Annotated in this window: 14 protein-coding genes, 1 tRNA gene and 1 pseudogene; 11 read left to right on the top strand and 5 right to left on the bottom strand. The window is 69.6% G+C overall.

The features are described 5' to 3' along the window. The first annotated feature begins 3 nt into the window (after positions 1–3). The 4 genes from G5C60_RS15735 (at position 4) to G5C60_RS15720 (ending at position 4,614) form a co-directional block, all read left to right on the top strand. Entirely contained in the window at positions 4–321 is a 318-nt protein-coding gene (locus G5C60_RS15735) for a hypothetical protein (RefSeq protein ID WP_165259560.1), read from the top strand. Positions 322–534: 213 nt separating this feature from the next. Continuing rightward, on the top strand, positions 535–1,425 hold the full coding sequence (locus tag G5C60_RS15730; RefSeq protein WP_165259619.1) for a DUF5134 domain-containing protein: 891 nt from the start codon (positions 535–537) through the stop codon (positions 1,423–1,425). Between the two features lie 465 nt (positions 1,426–1,890). Further along, the gene (locus G5C60_RS15725; RefSeq protein WP_165259558.1) at positions 1,891–2,184 is read left to right on the top strand and encodes a heavy-metal-associated domain-containing protein; all 294 of its coding nucleotides are present in this window, start codon (positions 1,891–1,893) and stop codon (positions 2,182–2,184) included. A gap of 111 nt (positions 2,185–2,295) precedes the next feature. Beyond that, positions 2,296–4,614: a heavy metal translocating P-type ATPase gene (locus G5C60_RS15720; RefSeq protein ID WP_165259556.1), complete on the top strand. Its 2,319-nt coding sequence runs from the start codon at positions 2,296–2,298 to the stop codon at positions 4,612–4,614. A gap of 596 nt (positions 4,615–5,210) precedes the next feature. Here the strand turns inward: G5C60_RS15720 and G5C60_RS15715 are convergent. Then, positions 5,211–6,410, bottom strand: a complete 1,200-nt coding sequence (locus tag G5C60_RS15715) for a DegT/DnrJ/EryC1/StrS family aminotransferase (RefSeq protein WP_165259617.1) — start codon at positions 6,408–6,410, stop codon at positions 5,211–5,213. Between the two features lie 488 nt (positions 6,411–6,898). On the opposite strand from G5C60_RS15715, the gene G5C60_RS15710 reads away from it, so the two are divergent. The 4 genes from G5C60_RS15710 to G5C60_RS53675 all read left to right on the top strand — a co-directional run bounded on the left by G5C60_RS15710 (position 6,899) and on the right by G5C60_RS53675 (position 10,461). After that, the gene (locus G5C60_RS15710; protein WP_165259554.1) at positions 6,899–7,105 is read left to right on the top strand and encodes a hypothetical protein; all 207 of its coding nucleotides are present in this window, start codon (positions 6,899–6,901) and stop codon (positions 7,103–7,105) included. A gap of 338 nt (positions 7,106–7,443) precedes the next feature. After that, positions 7,444–7,905 (top strand): hypothetical protein, encoded by a 462-nt coding sequence (locus tag G5C60_RS15705; RefSeq protein WP_165259552.1) that lies wholly within the window; start codon positions 7,444–7,446, stop codon positions 7,903–7,905. 517 nt (positions 7,906–8,422) lie between these two features. After that, a complete protein-coding gene (locus G5C60_RS15700; RefSeq protein WP_165259550.1) occupies positions 8,423–9,682 on the top strand; it encodes an Ig-like domain-containing protein in 1,260 nt (419 codons plus the stop codon). 146 nt (positions 9,683–9,828) lie between these two features. Continuing rightward, the gene (locus tag G5C60_RS53675; RefSeq protein ID WP_165259548.1) at positions 9,829–10,461 is read left to right on the top strand and encodes a hypothetical protein; all 633 of its coding nucleotides are present in this window, start codon (positions 9,829–9,831) and stop codon (positions 10,459–10,461) included. Between the two features lie 591 nt (positions 10,462–11,052). Here G5C60_RS53675 and G5C60_RS51125 read toward each other — a convergent pair. Both G5C60_RS51125 and G5C60_RS15685 read right to left on the bottom strand, forming a co-directional pair. Continuing rightward, entirely contained in the window at positions 11,053–11,373 is a 321-nt protein-coding gene (locus tag G5C60_RS51125) for a hypothetical protein (protein ID WP_206439582.1), read from the bottom strand. A 119-nt stretch (positions 11,374–11,492) separates the two neighbouring features. After that, a pseudogene (locus tag G5C60_RS15685) lies at positions 11,493–11,702 on the bottom strand (MFS transporter); the annotation flags it as partial. 319 nt (positions 11,703–12,021) lie between these two features. Between G5C60_RS15685 and G5C60_RS15680 the strand changes: the two are divergent. Then, the gene (locus tag G5C60_RS15680; protein ID WP_165259546.1) at positions 12,022–12,558 is read left to right on the top strand and encodes a DUF4396 domain-containing protein; all 537 of its coding nucleotides are present in this window, start codon (positions 12,022–12,024) and stop codon (positions 12,556–12,558) included. 1,946 nt (positions 12,559–14,504) lie between these two features. On the opposite strand, the gene G5C60_RS15675 is transcribed toward G5C60_RS15680, so the two are convergent. Then, positions 14,505–14,578: transfer RNA gene (locus G5C60_RS15675), tRNA-Pro, on the bottom strand. 139 nt (positions 14,579–14,717) lie between these two features. Between G5C60_RS15675 and G5C60_RS15670 the strand changes: the two genes are divergently transcribed. Further along, positions 14,718–15,419: a thiamine pyrophosphate-dependent enzyme gene (locus G5C60_RS15670; RefSeq protein ID WP_165259544.1), complete on the top strand. Its 702-nt coding sequence runs from the start codon at positions 14,718–14,720 to the stop codon at positions 15,417–15,419. 108 nt (positions 15,420–15,527) lie between these two features. Then, positions 15,528–16,439 (top strand): transketolase family protein, encoded by a 912-nt coding sequence (locus tag G5C60_RS15665; protein WP_165259542.1) that lies wholly within the window; start codon positions 15,528–15,530, stop codon positions 16,437–16,439. A 55-nt stretch (positions 16,440–16,494) separates the two neighbouring features. On the opposite strand, the gene G5C60_RS15660 is transcribed toward G5C60_RS15665, so the two are convergent. Next, positions 16,495–17,793 carry an MFS transporter gene (locus G5C60_RS15660; RefSeq protein ID WP_165259615.1) on the bottom strand — a complete coding sequence of 433 codons (1,299 nt, stop codon included), beginning with the start codon at positions 17,791–17,793 and terminating at the stop codon, positions 16,495–16,497. Positions 17,794–18,093: the final 300 nt, after the last annotated feature.

The raw sequence follows: 18,093 nt of genomic DNA, 5'->3' as shown, positions 1-18,093 counted from the left end.
GAGTTGTCCCGCGGCCTGACCTTCACCGGCGTTGCCCGCTGCGGCGGCATAGAGGACCTGCTGTACGCCTCAGACGCACAGCCCTCCGGCACCGTGCGCGGCAAGCCCGCGGTCATCTCGTCCGAGCTCGGCGGCAACGGTGTACTGGCCTGGGAACCGACGCCCGGCGTGGTCGCCTACGTCGGCTACAGCGGTGCACCCCTCGACCGAGGCGCCGTCGCTGCCCTGCACCGGCTCGCCGAGCGGACCCGCCTGCTGAGCGCGCAGGAGTGGCAGGCCACCGGTCCTTCGACGGTCGACCAGGTCAACGACTTCGGTTGAGACTGTCCGGCCGCAGGCGGTTTCCGGTGCTCCTCCAAGCCGTCGACCGGATCGCGGTACGCAATCCCACCGGCCACCTGAACACCCTCCGACTCCGAAACGTACTAAGGGCACTAGCAGTCAATGCCCAGGTAGCGCCCCACGCGGTGCTCCGTACGACGAGGCGGCGTCGGCAGCGCAGGCCCGCCAGCTCGGACGAACGGGAAGGTGAAGATGGGAATCCTCGCGCTCAGTTGGGCCATCGCGTTGGTCTCTGTCCTGGTGGCCGCGGTCAGCGCGGTCCGGTTGGTGACCACCAGCGGTGAGACCCGGTTCGCGGCGGGCGGCGACCTGCTGATGGGGCTGTGTATGGCGGCCATGGCCCTGCCGGCGACGGTCAGCTGGTACGCGGGCTACGGCATGTGGTGGGCGGTGGCCTTCGGCATCCTCGGGCTCGGGGGCGTGGCGATGGCGGTCAGGCACACGCGCGTCGGCGGGTGGAAGCACGGCCGTCACTGGGTGCACCTGATCGTCGGCAGCTTCGGCATGGTGATCATGACGCTGGCCATGACGAGCACGTCGTCCGGTCCAGTGCTGGCGCTGGGCGGCGGGCACTCCATGGCGCACATGCCGGGCATGGAGAACACGGCGGACGCGACGGGCACGCACGAGATGGAGGGCATGGAGGGCATGCATGGGGCGGGGTCCATGCATGACATGGGGTCCATGCACGGGATGGACATGCCGGGCATGACGAATGCCGCGGCCGACGCCGGCTCCTCCGCCGGGTCCGGTTCCCTGTGGCGCTTCGTGATCGCGGCTCTCGCCGTCTACTTCCTGTTGTCGATCGGTGCGTCCGTGTGGGCAAGGGTTCGGGGCACCAGGCGGGACGGCCGGGGTGCCGACTCCCGGGGAGGCTGGAGCCGCTGGCTGCTCGCCATGCCGGACACGGTGCTCGTCTACCTGGCGTCGCTGACGCTCTCGGTGTGGGACAGGACCAGGACGGGCCAGCGGTCAGGCCACGGACGGCGCCGCAAGCTCGGGGCCGCGCCGGACGCGGCACTGGCAGCCCACATCGGCATGGGCGGAACCATGTCCGCGATGCTGCTGATGATGGCCGCATGAAGGCCGGTCGAGTCGTCGCTGCCCAATAGGACACCGCGCCAGGGGCCAAGCGCGTGCACCGGCCCCAGCAGGCCCGCGTGCTGCGTGGAGCGGGAGAAGACCTCGGCCGCGGCCGGTCCCGTACCGCTCGCCCCCTCCCGGGCCGCATCGAGCACGACCGCCCGGTCCAGTCCAGCACCGGCTCGGCGAGCAGCCACGAGAATCCTCCGCTGTCCAGGCCGGCAGGCCGCCCGCGAGCGCACCGCGCTCGAGCAGAGACAGGCGGCCACCGGGTTCCTGCGCACGCAGGTCACGACGTCTACTAAGCAGGTTAACGAGAAAGGGCCTCGGCCGCACAAACAGCGTGTACGCCACCACAGGTGACAGAGTACCCCTAGGGGGTATAGTGTCGACGTCACGGGCGGGGCCGGGGACCACGCCCCTCCCGAAAAGCAACCCACGCACCCACACTCCGAGGAAGTAGCCATGACCACCGAGACGAACTCCAGCTCCGGCTCTTGCTGCGGCTCCTGCGGTTCCGGCGCCACGGTCGACGTCCAGGGCGTCGGCGTCACCACCACCTACAAGGTGTCCGGCATGACCTGCGGTCACTGCGAGGGCGCAGTTTCCCAGGAGATATCCGCACTGGACGGCGTCAGCGCCGTCAAGGCCGTCGCCAAGACCGGCGAGGTCACCGTCACCTCCGCCGCACCGCTCGACGAGGGAGCCGTCCGCACCGCCGTCGACGAGGCCGGCTACGAGCTCGTCGGCCGCGCCTGACGACCTCCTTCGGGCCCACGGCCCCGAACACGCGAATTCCTCCCGCGCCGGGACGTACCGCTCCGCTGATACGGACGCCGTATGTCCCGGCCTCCCCCTGGAGATACGCCTATGACCAGCACGGCTCCCGAGAAGGCTGTCCCCGACACGGCTCCCGCGCCCCCCTCCGCGGTCGAGCTCTCGATCGGCGGCATGACTTGCGCGTCGTGCGCGGCCCGTATCGAGAAGAAGCTCAACCGCATGGACGGCGTCACCGCGACCGTCAACTTCGCCACCGAGAAGGCGAAGGTCTCCTACACGGACGGCATCGACGTCGCCGACCTCATCGCCACCGTCGAGAAGACCGGCTACACCGCCGAGGAGCCGCCCCCGCCCGCGTCCGCCACCGCTGAACCAATCGAGGGCGAGACCACTCCGGCGGTCGACGGCGAACTGTTGTCCCTCCGGCAGCGTCTGTACGTGTCGCTGGTGCTCACCGTGCCCGTGGTCCTGATGGCGATGGTCCCGGCCCTGCAGTTCGACAACTGGCAGTGGCTGTCGCTGACGCTGGCGGCTCCGGTCGTGGTCTGGGGCGCCCTCCCCTTCCACCGGGCCGCCTGGACGAACGCCCGGCACGGCGCCGCGACCATGGACACGCTGGTGTCCATCGGTACGCTCGCCGCGCTCGGCTGGTCGGTGTGGGCGCTGTTCTGGGGGCACGCCGGGATGCCGGGCATGCGGCACGGCTTCGAGTTCACCATCTCCCGCGGGGACGGCTCCTCCGCCATCTACCTGGAGGCCGCGGCCGGGGTGACCACGTTCATCCTCGCCGGGCGCTACCTGGAGGCGAAGTCCAAGCGCAAGGCGGGTGCGGCGCTGAGGGCGCTGCTGGAGCTGGGCGCGAAGGACGTCGCGGTGCTGCGGGGCGGCAAGGAAGTACGTATCCCGGTCGCGCAGTTGGCCGTCGGCCACCGTTTCGTCGTACGCCCTGGAGAGAAGGTCGCCACCGACGGGACCGTCGTCGAGGGCTCCTCGGCGGTGGACGCCTCCATGCTGACCGGCGAGTCCGTGCCGGTGGACGTGACAGTGGGCGATGCCGTCACCGGCGCGACTGTGAACGCGGGCGGCCGCCTGGTCGTCGAGGCCACTCGGATCGGCGCGGACACCCAACTCGCCCGGATGGCACGGCTCGTCGAGGACGCGCAGAACGGCAAGGCCGAGGTGCAGCGCCTCGCCGACCGGATCTCCTCGGTTTTCGTCCCCGTGGTCATCCTCCTTGCCCTCGGCACCTTGCTGACCTGGCTGTTCGCCACGGGTGACGCCACCGCCGCCTTCACGGCCGCCGTCGCGGTCCTGATCATCGCCTGCCCGTGCGCGCTGGGTCTGGCCACTCCGACCGCCCTGATGGTGGGCACCGGTCGCGGCGCCCAGCTCGGCATCCTCATCAAGGGGCCCGAGGTCCTGGAGTCCACCCGCCGTGTCGACACCGTCGTCCTGGACAAGACCGGCACGGTGACCACGGGCCGGATGCAGCTTCAGGACGTGTTCCCTGCATCGGGCGTGGACAAGGATGAACTGCTGCGGCTGGCGGGCGCGTTGGAGCACGCCTCCGAGCACCCGATCGCCCAGGCCATCGCGGCCGGTGCCGCTGAGCGGGTTGGAAGCCTGCCAGTGCCGGAGAACTTCGAGAACGTCGCCGGCCTCGGCGTCCAGGGCGTCGTCGACGGGCACGCCGTACTCGTCGGCCGCGAGAAGCTCCTCGCGATGGGGGTCCCCCCGCTCGAGCGAAGTCGAGAGTGGGGGAGGGTCATCGAGCTGCCCCGCGAGCTGGCCGAGGCCAAGGCCGCCGCGGAGGCGGAGGGGCGTACTGCGGCCGCCGTCGCCTGGGACGGCGAGGCGCGCGGCGTCCTCACCGTCGCCGACGCCGTCAAGGAGACCAGCGCCGAGGCGGTGGCCGAACTGCGCGCGCTCGGCCTGAAGCCCGTCCTGCTGACCGGTGACAACCAGCTCGTCGCCGAGTCGGTCGCCCGTTCCGTGGGCATCGACGAGGTGATCGCCGAGGTCCTGCCCGAGGACAAGGTCGACGTCGTCAAGCGGCTGCAGGGCGAGGGCCGTTCGGTCGCGATGGTCGGCGACGGCGTCAACGACGCGGCCGCCCTCGCCACCGCCGACCTGGGCCTGGCCATGGGCACCGGCACGGACGCGGCGATAGAGGCGGGCGACCTCACCCTCGTTCGGGGCGACCTGCGGGTGGCGGCGGACGCGATCCGCCTCTCCCGCAGGACCCTCGCCACCATCAAGGGCAACCTCTTCTGGGCCTTCGGCTACAACGTCGCTGCCCTGCCGCTCGCCGCCGCCGGCATGCTCAACCCGATGATCGCGGGCGCCGCGATGGCCTTCTCGTCGGTGTTCGTGGTGACCAACAGCCTGCGGCTGCGGTCCTTCAAGTGAGCGCAAGGGTAGGCACTTTCGGCTGAGACGCCCGGCCCGATGAGGCCGGGCGTCTCGGTGTCGAGCCCGTCCCGCGGACTCGTCGGCTCAGTCCCGAGCCTGTCGGAAGCCCTCCAACTGTGTCTCGGCGGTCGTCATGCCGGTTCGCAGGAGACCTTGCCGACCCGCGGGAAACCTGCCGCGCATCGCTTAACCGACGACTCCGACGCCTGCAGCGCTCAGCCCAACTCCCGGAAAACAAGATCAGGTCAAAGACCTTTACGGTCGATCACCGCACTAAGTACCTTCGCGGTGCTGATCAGTTGGTGGCCGGCATCACCTCGTTCTGGGCTCCCGGCTCCGGCGGGCAGTGCCCCCCGGGAAGGTGTACGTGGCGGCGTCCGACCGCGACTTCGGGCTGTACATCTTCGAGTACACCGGTCACTGAGCTGATCTGAGCGCGGCGGGGCCCACACGGCATCAGAGCCACAGCCAGGGCCCGCCCAGCGAAGGCGGGCCCGCCGCCTCGCCTGCTCTGAAGACCGTGGGCTCGACCCGGTGGCCCCGGCCCGACAAACGGCATGAGAACTGCGAGGCGTGGCCCAGGCGGCCGGGAGTCACACTCGCGGCGCCTGGTCGCGGAGGGCCGGGCCCAGAAACGGAGCCGCAGGCTGCGGAGCCTCCCGTTGCAGCAGGCGCATCATCCTCCGCGCCAGGAGGGGGTCCACCGGCAGCGCGTGCGCCGCGAACCAGCGGGCCGCTTCAGGCGCCGGGGACGGCTCCACGAACTCGGGTCCGGCGAAGTCGTCCAAGGGCGGGTCGTACAGGTACCCGATCACGACACCGGACCGCTCCAGACGTGCCACCAGCCTGTCCCGGTCGCGCACCATCAGGGGCACGCGGAACAACGGCGGCACGTGGCGATCCTGCACCCTCTCCGCGACCGCGTCCCGCACACCTGCGGCAGCCCAGACGGTGCCGCCCAGCAGCCTCGCCCCCTCACGCCGCCGGGACAGATCCGCGTCCAGGCGACTCATCCGCCACCTCAGCGTGCGCTGCAGAACGCGTCCGTGTTCCCTGCGGTATCCGTGCAGATCGACTCGCACCCAGCGGTCGAAGGTTCCCAGGTCCGGACTGCGGCCCACACCCTCCCGCAAGTGCCGCTCTTGGAGCTCCATACGAAAGCGTTCGCGTTCCAACAGACCCAGGGTCCGCATGGTCCTCCATACGGGTCGGACCAGATGGAGCCGCTGTACCGCAGCGCGCGCGACAGGGCGCAGCGTGTACGCCAAGTCCCGATGCAGTTGCCGCGGCGCCAACAACTCATCACGCAGTTGTTCCAGCGCCTTGCGGTCGGCTGAGTCCTCCAGCGCCAGGAATCCGCCACCGGTCGCCCTCGCATGCTTGCCCAGGCTGAAAGCCGCAGCTGTTCCGAAGGTGCCGATCGGGCGGTCTCCCACTGTCGTACCGATCGCATGTGCCGCGTCCTCAAGGAGGGGGATGCCCATGCGGTCACACCGAGTGCGCAGTTCGTCCGCGCCGTCCGGCATGCCGTAGACGTTGGTGGTCAGCACCGCGCCCACACTGCGCCAGGTCGATTCCGGCACCGCGCGAATGTCGATATTCCCGTCCCGAGGGGACACCGGCGCCATAACGGGACGCAGCCCGGCTGCCAGCACGACGAACACCATGACGTCGTCGTTGACCGGCGACATCAGCACGCTTCCACCAGGAGCGCACCAGCGGCGTAGTGCCAAGTACACGGCCAGTCTGCACGACGGGACATACACGCACTCACGGCCGAGCCGCTCCCGCATCAGATCTTCGAGGGCACCGCCGGCCGACGGCGATGGATGTGGAGACTCTGCTGACCGCACGCCTCCCCCTATCCATTCGATACGGTCACCCCGAGCCTCCCTGAGGCAAGGAGAGCCGTGCGGGGATGACCAGCTCCCAACCGGTGACCGGTGACCAGTGACGTCCTTTGAGGGCGGGATCACAGCGGGCCGAAAGAAGGCGGCCGCTGGAGATCGAGCGTCGACTACCCAACTAGACGCTAAGCTCCTTAGTAGATAAAGGCAAGCACATCACCTCTGACCCACACACGAACACCCGGCCATCGACCTCGCCGACCGCGCCACAGCCAACGAGACCCACCCCCGCCCCCGAGGCGCCCTGAGCGACAGATCCGTCACACAATGCGATCGAGTGCCGCCCGGACTGGCGCCAGCGCCCCTGCTTATCTAAACTGCTTAGTAGCTAGAGCGGGTTCGATGAGCACCCCGCGGCCCACCGGGAGGCCCCCATGCCTCAGTTCCTCTATCCGTTGCTGCTCCTGGCCTGCCCGATCGGCATGGGCCTGATGATGTGGTTCATGACGCGCGGAGGGCTGCACGCATCACGGCGAAGCAGCTCCGTCGGCTCACCCGTGGCGCGCTTCGAGCTGGACGAGCTGCGCAAGGAAATCGCCGAGCTGCGCGCCGCACAGAAGGACGCACGCGAAACCTTGTGAACCGGGTCTTGCCCCCGTGACCCCATGGCCGCGCTAGCGATACCGATCGGCGGCCCACTTCTCGCCGCGATCTTCTACGGCATAGCCCGCCTGGCCAGCGCGCACCAGAAGCCTGCTGCTGCACGGACGGATCGACACGCACCCCTGACAGTGACGCATGACCGGCCTTGCCCACGGCGACCGTCATCGAACCTCACCCCACCACCGAATCCACTCCTCATTGCTACTAATTAATTTAGTGCCTTAGCATGACTGCCAGCCGCCGACCGGAGGCCGTTGCCAGGCTCCCCGGCTTGCCGCGCCGTCCGGTCGGCGGCCTGATCCCGAGGAGCAGCCTCATGCGCACCTGGCCCGCCCGCAGATGGATGGTGGCAGCAACGGTCACGGTGATCGCCGCACTCGTCATCGGCGTGCCGACGGGCGTGGTGCCGACCCCCTTCTACACCCGGATGACTCCAGTGTTGTGGTGGAACTACCCGGTGTGGCTGGTCAGTTCCGTGCTGGAGGGGCTCCTGGTAGCCACCTACGTCCGCATCGGCCCGGCCGAAACTCCCGCCCCCGAGGCCGGACCGCCCGAGCGTCCCCGGACCGCTCGCGCCCTCGGCGCGGGCCTGCTGTCCGCCTTCGCGGTCGGCTGCCCGATCTGCAACAAGCTCGTGGTGCTGGCCGTCGGCGTCAGCGGCGCCTTGTCGTACTTCGCTCCGCTGCAACCAGTACTCGCCGTCGCCTCGGTGGCGCTGCTGGTCCACGTGCTCGTACGACGACTACGCACCGCGAACGTCTGCGCAGTGCCTTCGTGAAGGCCGGTCCCCTGCGCGCCGCGCGCCCCAGCCCTCCTACGCTCCGGTCCGGGACGGCCGCCGTCGCCGGCGGACCGCTTCTCTACGCCTGGTTCCCGCCGGTCGGCTGGTGGTTCCTGGCCCCGCTCGGCCCGGCCCTGCTAGTGGCTCGACGTGTGGCCCGAGGTACTGCTGGGGGCGCCCGTTCTCGTCGGACTGGCGCTCGCGGTGCAGCGCAGCCGCAGCGCCGCACGCGGCGGCGCCGCTTACGACTGACTGTTCGGCGACACCGAGGCCCACTCGGCGAGCGTGACCGCCGCCGGGCACCGGCTGGGCGACGGCCGGCGGGGCGTCGCCAGAGCCTCGCCTCCGGGCGCGCAATCAAGCGATTCAGGTTCTTGGCGGGAGTCTGCAACGGGCCCCTCACCGCTTCGCACCGCGGGGAGGCCACCTGAATCACGAGCCCGACTGCGGGAACCGAGTACCCCCGGCACTCGTCTACTAAAGCACTTAGCTACATCTTGGATGGAGGATGACCGTGCAGGACAGCCGACGGGGGCACATGGAGCCCGCAGAGCGACGGCCTCGGCGCAAGCGGCTGGGATTCGCGGCGCTCGCCCTGGCCGGGGTCGTGACTCTGGCCGCCTGCAGCCAGGCCGCCAATGGCGCCTCGAAGGAATCGCCGGCCTCGGATTCGAAACCGGGGTCAGAGGTGGACGCGGACTCCGGCAAGAACGGGTCGGCCGCCGTCACGGTCTCCCCTGCCACCGACGGCAAGGACGTCATACCCGGCGAGCCGCTCACAGTGCAGCCCAGCAACGGAAAGCTGGCATCGGTCACCGTCACCGCAGGGGACGGAAAGACACTCGACGGCTCACTGTCGTCCGACGGCACCTCCTGGACCTCGTCCCATACCACCGGGTACGGCACCACCTACACGCTCAAGGCCCAACTCGCCGCGTCCGACGGCAACAAGACGACCCGCACCAGCAGCTTCACGACGCTCAGCAAGGACGAGATCTTCGTCGGCACCTACAACGTCGACAAGGGCGCCACCGTCGGCGTCGCCCTTCCGGTGTCGATCGTCTTCAACAAGGCGATCCACGACAAGGCGGCGGTGGAGCGCAAGCTCAGTGTCACCTCGTCCCCGGCCGTCGAGGGCGCGTGGAGCTGGATGAAGGACCGGGACGGCAAGGACCGCGTCGACTACCGGCCCAAGGAGTACTGGAAGCCCGGCACCAAAGTGAAGCTGCGGATGGACCTGGTCGGCCTCAAGAACGGTGACCTGGTCGGCACGCAGAAGCGCGAGATCGACTTCACCATCGGCAAGTCGGTCGTCAGCACGGTTGACGTGGTCAAGAAGACGATGACCGTGGCCGAGAACGGCAAGGTCGTCAAAACCCTTCCGGTCTCCACGGGCAAGAAGACCTTCGAGACCTGGAACGGCACCATGGTGGTGCTCAGCAAGGTCCCGACGATCCGGATGAACTCCGCCACGGTCGGCATCTTCGGCCCCGAGGCGTACGACCTCGGCGCCGTCAAGTGGGACGTCCAGCTCACCCCCTCGGGCACCTACGCCCACGCCGCCCCGTGGAACGAGGGCAAGTTCGGCAAGGTCAACGCCAGCCACGGCTGCATCGGCCTGAGCACCGCCAACGCCAAGTGGTTCTACGACCGGGTGAACTACGGCGACCCCGTGACCGTCGTCAAGTCCACGGACACCGTGGACGTGAACAACGGCTACGGCGCCTGGAACGTCGACTGGGAGGCGTGGAAGAAGGGCAGCGCGCTGGCCTGACCACCACGCACCCGACGTGAGCCTTCCGACGGCCGTGTGCCGGCGGGCAAGGCTTTGTGATGTGAGGCGTCCGTGACTGAACGGTCCACTGAGCTTCAACGTACTAAGTGAGTAAGTAGAAACAGAGCTCAGTGAAGGGAACCTCCGTGATCCGGCAACGTGTTGTCCTGGCCGCAGCCGCAGGCGTCACCTCCGCACTCCTCCTGACCGCGTGCGGCAGCTCCGGGGACAGTTCTTCCAGTACGGACTCCGATGCCGCCGCGGCCTCCTCGGCCCCCGCGTCCTCCGCCCCGGCCGACAACGGTGATGGGGACGGCATGGACATGGGGATGGCCACCACCTCCATGCTGATGACCGAGGAGATGGAGGGCATGGGTACCTTCGTCACCGACGACAAGGGGATGACCCTCTACCGCTACGAGATGGACCAGGCGTCCCCGTCCAAGTCGATGTGTACCGGTGACTGTGCGAAGACCTGGATGCCGGTCATGGCGCAGGACTCCGTCAAGGCGATGGGCATGGAGCAGAGCCTCGTCGGCTCGATGGACCGGTCGGACGGAATGAAGCAGCTCACCCTCGCCGGTCGGCCGCTGTACCGCTACATGGGCGATGCCAAGGCCGGTGAGATGAAGGGCCAGGCCAAGGACAGCAAGTGGTACGCGGTCACGCCCGCCGGAGAGAAGGCCGCGATGTCCTCGGACGGCTCCGGTTCGTCCGACGGCACCTCGGGCGGGTCCGGTTCGTCCGACGACATGGAGGGCATGCCCGGCATGTCCTGACGCTCAGCAGTGCCGCGCCGGATCTGTCGACCGGGCCGAAGCCACGGCGCCGAACAGCGCGTCGTCCAGACACACGTCGGTACGGCCGTCGGATGCGCATGCTCGTACGCCGCCGTGGCGGAGACCGTGAGGACGGCCACCCTGCTGTCGGACCGGGCGAGGAGCAACGGCACATCGGCGCCCGGGGGCGGATCACTGTCGAATACGGTCGCCGGGGCCCGCCTCTTTGACCAAGGCGGTCCTCATCCGGGCAGTCCGGGGCGACCTTGTGCTGCGTCGCATGGAATTGGCCTGCTGGGAGACGCAGGAGACGGGGCGGCGTTCTCATCGAGGGGCTTCTCCTCGCACAGCCGCCGGGACGTGTTGTCCCGCAGCGTCAGCAGCACACGCGCCAGAAGTGCGAAGATCGGAGATCCGAGGAGGACGGCGGCCTTGGACAGCAGTACACCGTCTGCCCACACGTCTCTGCCGCTTTATGCAGCGCCTGTGCAGGCGCTCACGGCCCTCTTGACCGCCTCAGACTACGGACCGCGCTGCACGCCGGAACGCTGAGCCTGGGCGGCGTGCCGGCACCGCGCTTCCCGGTACGGCTCACGGTGACGTGGCCGGAGGGTCCTTCACTTCTGAGGCGTCCGGCCGCGGTCGGGCGCGACGTGGCAGCAGCGCTACGGCGGCGGACGCGCCGAGGACGACCACCGCGATGCCGCCGAGCAGCGCGTTGATCATTCCGGAGTTGAACGCCTCGCGGGCCGCGTCGGCCAGCTGCGCCCCGAGGCGACCGCCGAGCTCGGAGGCGACCTGCAGAGCGCCCGCGAGGGAGTCGCGCGCGGCGTCGGCGGCCTCGTCCGGCAGGCCGCCGACCGCCGCGTCTCCCGCGTCGGAGCGGTATGTGGTGTTGAAGACGCTGCCCATGACGGCGATGCCGAGGACTCCGCCGAGTTCGCGGGTGAGGTCGCTGAGCGCGGAGGCGACGCCCTGTTTTGCGGGCGGGAGGGCGGCGACGATCGCCTCGGTGACGGGGTGATGATCGACAGGGTCATCGGCATGACCAGGGCGGCTCCGACTCCCGCCAGACCGCGCAGCCCGATGCCCAGGTTCACTTCGTCGGTCCACAGGACGGCGCCCGAGGCGAGGGCGAAGACGGCCAGGCCCGCGAGGAGGACGCCCTTGCGTCCGTAGCGGTCCCCCAGCGCGCCGCCCAGGAGAAGGAGGCCGGCGAAGGTCACCCCGTACGCGTTCATGATCCTCTGCGAGGCGAGCATGCCCACACCGGAGGACCGGATCTGGTTCGCAGCCTTGTTGGAAAGTGCCGACCCGCTTTACCTCATGCTGTTGCTGCCACCACCGATGCGCCACATCACCGCAAGGCGCACCGCCGGTCCCCTCGGGGCGCCGACAACCTCTACGAACCCACAGGCGTCACACGGTCGGGCCGTGACCCACCCGACCGTCAGCAAAGCTTGAAAACCCTCTGGCGCAGATACCCCCCTGGGGTATAACGTTCACGACTGCAGGCGGCCCGAAGACGGGGCGCTATCGAGGGGAATGGGGATGCAGGGCATGGACCACAGCGCTCACCACACCGGCACCGCGCACGACCAGACCACCCATGAGGGCCACCACGGTCATGCCGACCACGCGATGTCCCACGGCGGCCACGGGAGAGTGTCCTGGGGCATGGCGGCGAAGGCGACGCTGCACTGCCTGACCGGGTGCGCCATCGGCGAGATCCTCGGCATGGTCATCGGCACCGCGCTGATGTGGGGCAACGTGCAGACCATGGTCCTCGCGATCACGCTCGCGTTCCTGTTCGGCTACTCGTTCACACTGTTCGCCGTGCGCCGGGCCGGCCTGGACCTCAGGTCCGCGATCAAGGTGGCACTCGCCGCCGACACCGTCTCCATCGCCGTGATGGAGTTCGTCGACAACGGCATCATCGCCCTCACCCCGGGCGCGATGGACGCCCACCTCTCCGACGCTATGTTCTGGTCGGCCCTCCTGGGCGGGTTCGGGGTCGCGTTCCTGATCACCACACCGGTGAACAAGTGGATGATCGGCCGCGGCAAGGGCCACGCCGTCGTCCACGCCTACCACTGACAACCCGCCCGACCAGCGCGCGGGCCAGGGCGTCCCTGGAGATACACGAGCGCCCTGGCCCGCGTTCACGCCACCGCAGCGCCCTCCCCGGAGACCTGCCCGACGATCAGCAGGTACTGAATCTTCATCTGGAGTCTCCGTCGTCGGACTGGTTGTCGTCGTAAAACAGCGCGGCCAGGGCGGCGGCACGGTCCCAGCGGCTGGCGGACTGGAGGGCGGCCGCCCTGGTGCGCACGCAACGGGTCCGGCTCGTCCTCGAAGACGCGGGCTGCTTCTTGGGTACGCGACTTGGCCGTGCCGCACGCGCGCCCGGTGCAAACCAAGCGTGCGCGTGCAGGCTCGCCCCAGCGGGTCGGGGACGGGGCCTCTGGCGGTCATCCGGTGGGCCAGGACGGTGGGGGCGATCCGGCCCATCACACCGTCAGGCGTCCAGGACGCCACGGCGAACACTCCCCAGGACGACAGAGTCGGAACCAGTGCGGCGGCGGTCCGGCCGGCATCGGGTGCGAACATCGCGCCGAAGGTGGCCAGGACCACGTCGAAGGCGCCCCGTCGGGAACGACAGCGCCATGGTGTCCCCCACCGCGAACCGCGCCAAGTCGGCCAGTCCGGCCTCACGCGCGGGCTGCGGCGACCGGCAGCAGGCACCGACACCACCCTCAGCCACAGTCACCGGTGATGACGTCGCAGCGTTCGAGCCGGCCGTGTCAGTGGGCGAGGACGCCGCGGGTGAAGTTGCGGCGTGCCGCGGGAGTTGGGCGGCTTCAACTGGGAGGAAGTCCAGGAACGGGACCAAGGAATCCAGCGGGTAGCGGAGGCGAACGTGGCGGTGACGATGAGCAGGTGCCGGTGGCCGGGCGCCGGAAACCCGCAGCTCACGCCCGTTCCCATCTGCCTGGTGCCCTGCCCAGGACTCGAACCTGCGGCCAAGTGCAGCCGCGCGGCCGCCACAACGTCCGGCCAACCGGCCCGTCCGGGCGACCACAGGGCCGTTCGCCCCATCCAGGCCCCAGGCCGCGATTACCCAAAACGCTCGGCGCACGCGGGCATACGCGCGACCCCTCCGAACTGACTCGCCGTTCAGCTCCATCCAGCCAAAATCCAGCCACGGGTACGCAAACGGGGCGACCCGAACTCGGATCACCCCAGTTTGACCTGGCGGTTTGCTAATTCGCCGAACCCACGGCAACGCGTGGTGGCCTATACATTGAAACGGAACTCCACAACGTCACGACCCTCAATCGATGCGGTCTTCGACAGACGCGCGTCGGCCGCCACTTGCACTGAATCTCCGTTTTCGCAGGGATACAGCTCGAGCAGGCCTCGGTCGCGGCTCATCCCGGGACTCGAGCCTGTGGTCAATGCCCTACCTCTTGAACTAAACCACCGCCCGACGGAGCCATACGCGGCAACCCGTGTGCACCGCGCACGAGCAGCGCCAGCCGACTCCGCCCTCCACCTCACCGAGGTCGCCCGCCTGACCAGCCAGCCAAGCCAGCCCCAGACCGTAGCCCCGCGCCTCTTCGCTCTGCCCCGAAACCAGCCACTTACGGTCGCACAACGACTGCCTACCACTCCTTGCCCTCAACCATGGGGACACATACGGCGGGGCGCACCCCCGACGCCACCCCTCCCACCTGCACAGACACCCACGAGAGCGTTCAAGACCTCGATGCGTTGCCCACCTGGTCCGGGAGCCCTCGCAGTCAAGGGGACATTTGCTGGAGGGCAAAGAAAAGGCTGGGAGCACCAGGCCCCGGCGGTGGGAGCAACCGGACCTCGACCGGATCGGGCGACCCGCGGTCCACCACTGATTGACGCCGTCCGCGTCGCTTGGGAGCGATGGGAGCACAGGGAGCGGACGAAGGCTCCCGATCCGCGCCCGAACACGCAACAGGGGCCACCCGAAGATGACCCCTGAACTGCGACAACGCGGAATTCCGCTGTCGGGACGACAGGATTTGAACCTGCGACCCCTTGACCCCCAGTCAAGTGCGCTACCAAGCTGCGCCACGTCCCGATGCCCGTTGTGACCTGGGGTTTCCCTGGCCGAACGCGCAGGAAAACAATACCGCACTCGGGCCGGTGGTCGCGCCCTCCTTTTGTTCCGGACAGCATCGCTTGACCTCAAGTTTGGTCGAGGTTGCACGATCGTCGGCATGTTGAAGACAGCGGAACGGCGATACACGTACGCGGACCTGTCCGGGCTGATGAGCCTGATGAGCGGGGACGAGAAACACGGGCCGGCGGCGACGTCCACGCTCGACGTGCTGTGGGTGCTCTACGACCGGATCCTGCGGGTCACGCCGGAGCGGATGGACGATCCGGAGCGGGACCGGTTCCTGCTCTCCAAGGGGCACGGGCCGATGGCGTACTACGCGGTGCTCGCCGCCAAGGGCTTCGTGCCGGTCGACTGGCTGCGGGGGTTCGGATCGTACGACTCTCACCTCGGCCACCATCCCGACCGGGTGCTCGTGCCGGGCGCCGAGATCGGCAGTGGTTCGCTCGGGCACGGGTTGCCGATCGCGGTCGGGACGGCGCTGGGGCTGCGGGCCCAGGGGCTGCATGACCCCGGCGTATGGGTGCTGGTCGGGGACGCCGAGCTGGACGAGGGCAGCAACCACGAGGCGATCGCGTACGCCGGGCCCGCCGGGCTCGACCGGCTGCACACCGTCGTGATCGACAACTCCTCCGCCAGCTACGCCCGGCCGGGCGGGATCGCCGCGCGGTTCGAGGCCGCGGGCTGGTCCGCCGAAACCGTCGACGGACGGGACCACGAGGCGCTGTACGCCGCGTTCACCGCGCCGCACCACGGACGACCGCGGGTGGTCATCGCCCAGGTCGAGCCCCAGTCCGCCTGAGATCCGGACCCCTCAGTCAGTGCCACCAGCTCCCTCAACCGGTGCCACCGGATCTCCGCACCCAATGCCACCGAATCCCTCACCCACCACCCGAAGGGAAATTCCGACATGGACACCATGCGTGACCGCTTCGCCCCCGTCGTCTCACGGCTGCTCGACCAGGATCCGCGCGTCGCGGTGGTCCTCGCCGAGATCGGTCGGGCCGACTTCGAGGAGACACGGATCCGGCACCCGGACCGGGTGATCAACGTCGGCATCCGTGAGCAGCTGCTGATCGGGGCGGGCGCCGGCCTGGCACTGGCCGGGCTGCGCCCCGTGGTGCACACCTTCGCGAGCTTCCTGGTCGAGCGGCCCTTCGAGCAGGTCAAGCTCGATCTCGGACACCAGGACGTGGGCGCGGTGCTGGTCAGCGCCGCCGGCTCCTTCGACTGGCCCGCGGGCGGCTACACCCATATGGCACCCGGCGATGTGGCACTGCTCGACACGCTCGACGGCTGGACCGTGCACGTCCCGGGCCACCCGGACGAGGCGGAGACGTTGCTGCGGCACGCGGTCGCGGCGGGCGACGACAAGGTGTACGTACGCCTTTCCGTGCAGTCGAACTCGGAGGCACTCGCTGTCGACGGCGAGCGGTTCCTCACCGTCCGCGAGGGACGCGCCGGTGTGGTCGTCGCCGTCGGGCCGATGCTCGACGCGGTGCTCGCTGCCACCGAAGGGCTCGACGTCACCGTGTTGTACGCGACGACCGTACGGCCCTTCGACGCGGCCGGGCTGCGCCGCGCCACGGAGACGGCCGGCACTGATGTCGTACTCGTCGAACCGTACCTGGCGGGCACATCGACGTCCGCCGCGAACGACGCCCTCGCGGATCTCCCGCACCGGGTGCTCGGCCTCGGCGTCGGCCGCCGCGAACTGCGCCGTTACGGCCGGATCGAGGAGCATGTGACCGCACACGGAATGGACGCGGGCGCGCTGCGGGAGCGGATCAGCGGCTTTGTCGGCAGCCGGGTTCTCGTGTGACGCCGCCGGATTTACGTGCGTCGCTGGCAGGTTCTCGTGCGACGCGCCCGGGTTCTCATGCGACTCTGCCGGACCGGCGTATCGCACTGTCGGACCCGGACCCGGACCCGGACTCGGACTCGGGGAGCAAGGGCGCGTCCACGCGGACCAGACCCCGTATCGCGGGAACCGCCAGCATGGCCGCCGTGACGACAAGGCTCGTGGCCCCGGCCGAGAGCAGCACGTGCTCCGCGCCGAACATCCCGGCGGCCGGTCCGGCGAGCGCCTGGCCGACGGGCAACATCGCCAGGGAGCCGGCGACGTCGTAGGCGTGGATGCGGTTGAGGACGTCGTGCGGGACCTGGGTCTGCACGCTGGTCGCCCACATCACGCCCCAGAAGGACTGGCCGGCGCCCGCGACGGCCGCCCCGGCCGCCATCAGCGGGACGCCGAGCCCCGCTCCGACGCTCGCCGGGAACACCGCGAAGCAGAACAGCGCGAGGGAGCCGGCCCGCAGCATCCTGTGAGGCCGCAGCCGCAGCGCGATCAGGCCGCCGACGACGGTGCCCGCGCCGAGCGCGGAGTTGACCAGACCGTACGCCTGTGGCCCGTGCTCCTCGACGACCACGGTGGCTACGAGCACGACGGTCGGGCCCACGACCACGATCATCCTGAGGCACCAGAACGCGATGACACCCCACAGCCAGGCACGCGCCCTGAACTCCCGCCAGCCCTCGGCCAGTTCGGCCCGGAAGCCCGTACGGCCGCCGCGGTCGTCGAGCGCGATGGGCGGCAGACGGAGCAGCAGCAGGCACAGGGCGCTCACCGCGTACGTGCCCGCGTGCGCGGCGAAGACGCCGCCGGGCGAGGTGAAGGCGACCAGCAGTCCGGCGAGGGCCGGTCCCGCGAGTTGCGCGGTGGACTCCGCGACGCGTATCGCGCCGTTCGCCGCCTGCACGTCGGACGCGAGCCGTGGCACCGTACTCGCCACGCCGGGCTGGAACACGGCCGCCGCCGCGCCGTTGACCGCACCGATCGCGCAGATCTCCCAGAGGACCACGCGGCCCGAGAAGAAGAACGCGGCCGCCAGGGACTGCGTGAACAGCCGGACAACGTCCGCGCCCATCATCAGCAGACGGGTGCTGAACCGGTCGGCGAAGACCCCGCCGAAGATCACGAGTCCGGCGAAGCAGGCGCCGGACGCGGCCATCGCGAGGCCTACCGCGCCCGCACCGTACCCGTGCTGCAGCAGGCCCGCGGCGAGCGCCACCGGCAGCATGGTGTCACCGAGGGCGGCCACGGCCCGGGCGGTGAAGAAGAGCCCGAAGTCCCGGGACCAGAGCGGCCGCCGGGCTCTCCCTTTGCCGGCTCCGATGACCCCGTGGGCCCTCTCGGCCCTACCAGTCTCATCGGCGCTATCAGTCTCGTCGGCCCTATCGGTCCCATTGGCTCCGGCGTCCCCGCCGAGCGCGTCAGGCGCGCCGGACCTCCCGGCGGCTTCACTCTTCGCCACGTCACGCCCGGGCGACTCTCGCCTCACATCCTGACCCGGCGACTCTCGCACCCCATCCCGACCCGGCGACTCGTGCCCTGGTGGCGTCCCGGTCATCCGTGCCGCCCCTTCCGGTCTCCCGATCTCCCTTTCACCCGAGCCCCTGTGCCTCTGCCCCCGAGC

Source organism: Streptomyces scabichelini, assembly GCF_011045015.1.
Taxonomy (GTDB): Bacteria; Actinomycetota; Actinomycetes; order Streptomycetales; family Streptomycetaceae; genus Streptomyces; species Streptomyces scabichelini.
This window is presented reverse-complemented; position numbering and strand designations above follow the sequence as displayed.